General features: G+C 41.3%; 1 protein-coding gene. It reads right to left on the minus strand.

The window, feature by feature from the left end:
- Nucleotides 1–19: 19 nt before the first annotated feature.
- Nucleotides 20–1279, minus strand: a complete 1260-nt coding sequence (locus ACM0OX_RS35575) for an ISAs1 family transposase (protein WP_414519909.1) — start codon at nt 1277–1279, stop codon at nt 20–22.
- Nucleotides 1280–1532: the final 253 nt, after the last annotated feature.

A 1532-nucleotide genomic window follows, 5' to 3' on the forward strand; every position in this document is an offset into this window, starting at 1 on the left:
CAGGGTAAGAGCATCTCAATCAGGCTTGACGCAAGGAATCAGAAGAATCTAATATATTGTCAATCAAACAACAACTAAGAACCTGAATCATATAATTATTATCCATAGCAGTGCGTTTCATTTTTTGACGAAGACTACGTTTGTAGGTTTGTTCAAGGTTAAGAGCATTGAGAGCAAAGCGTCTTAAAAGCGCAAAATTCTGGGGACTGTGAAAAGAACGAATGCGACAAGCATCTTCCGCAAAAGTACAGTCGAGAGTCCAATGAGCCTCGTTTTCAATACCCCAGTGTTTTCGGATAGCCCGACCGATAAGTTGAGCATCACTGTTTAAAGAGGTGAGATAAAACTGAACTTCACGGGTAGTTTTGTTCCAAAGATGACGCACACGAACTACCATCACTAGGGTTTTCAATCCTGCCCATAATTTGGGTTGATAAAGCTCGCCAATAGCAGCAACAGGTACAGTCCAAACTTCACGAATTTCTCGGCGATGATGTGCTTTCTCAATTCGTTTGTCATAACTGACATCAACGCCTCGGAAATTATTGGCTTTCTCAGTTTCAAACCATTGTTGTACTTGAGAGTGGAGAGTGGGATGATTAGCTTTAAGTGCTAGGACATAATCAGCTTTTTTAGCGACAATCTGTTTGGCAATTTCAGTTTGTGTCCCCATTGCATCAATGGTGATAATAGCACCTGTGATATCTAGTAACTCTAATAATGCGGGAATCGCCGTAATTTCATTAGATTTATCTTCTACTTTTACCTGTGCCAACACTAAACGTTGTTCACTTGCCCAGGCACTTATGACGTGGAGTGCGCTTTGACCCTGATTTCGGTCATAAGAACCTCTAATGGTCTTTCCATCTATGGGGATAATCTCTCCCCCCATCGAACCAACCAGGGTTTCCACCCATTGCAGAAAACATTGATTTAATACTTCTGGGTCGATGAATTCAAATACTCGACGGAAGGTGTCATCAGATGGAATACCGTTTGGTAATGCCAAAAACTCTTCTAACCACTGTTGCTTGCTGATGCCATAATTCTCAATATCTTCCCACCCTTGCGCTCCGGCGATGATGGCTAAAATCGCAATTACTAAAATATCTGTGAGTTGATGTTTTTTGGTTCGATCTACTCTTGGGTCTTTGATATCCCCAAAATGCTCCATTAAACTCTGTTGAATACTGCCGATGTCTGCTATTTCTTTTGACTTTCGCTGACTACGTGCGTTTTGAAGTTCATCCGCAGATTTTGTTTCAAAGCCCTGTGACATCAACTTGGCTCCTGAAGATTTTGGGACAACAGTATTAAAGTCTTCTCATTGATCTTGTTCTTAAGTCAAGTGCATTTTTTCCGCCTTTGTTTATGCTTACAGCAGTTTCGGCAGCTATGAGGTACATCCTAAAAGCTGAAAGCAATGATAGGAGAGGGGCAAGGAGAAAACTATATTGCATAATAGCCGGAAGCGCTGTATCTTACTTAATTTGTCAAGCTCACCCTATACCAAATTAGATGAGCTTACCCTG

The sequence above is a fragment of the Nostoc sp. PCC 9305 genome, from assembly GCF_963920915.1.
Lineage (GTDB): Bacteria > Cyanobacteriota > Cyanobacteriia > Cyanobacteriales > Nostocaceae > Nostoc.

Excerpts from the sequence above, each read along its gene's own strand:
- ACM0OX_RS35575 (WP_414519909.1), bottom strand. The coding sequence starts at position 1,279 with ATGTCACAGGGCTTTGAAACAAAATCTGCGGATGAACTTCAAAACGCA.